We start from the raw sequence: 243 nt of genomic DNA, 5'->3' as shown, positions 1-243 counted from the left end.
CGGAAGCCTTGTTCGAACAGACCTTCGCCCAGGCGGCGGTAGGGATGGCGCTGGTGTCGCTGCAGGGGTATTGGCTGCGGGTCAATCCGCGCATCTGCGAAATGTTACACTATTCCGAGCGCGAGCTGATGGATCGCACCTTTCAGGACATTACCTATCCGCTCGATCTCAACACCGATCTGGAAAAACTGCAGCAACTGCTGAGAAACGAGATCAGTACTTACTCGCTTGAGAAACGCTATT

General features: G+C 54.3%; 1 protein-coding gene. It reads left to right on the top strand.

Annotated elements, in window-relative coordinates:
* Positions 1-243: PAS domain S-box protein (locus tag REG_RS09490; protein WP_006705440.1), on the top strand; the 243-nt coding region annotated here is incomplete at both ends.

This window comes from Candidatus Regiella insecticola LSR1, from assembly GCF_000143625.1.
Classification (GTDB): Bacteria; Pseudomonadota; Gammaproteobacteria; order Enterobacterales; family Enterobacteriaceae; genus Regiella; species Regiella insecticola.
Note: the sequence above shows the minus strand (reverse complement) of the source record. Positions and strands in the feature narration are given on the sequence as shown.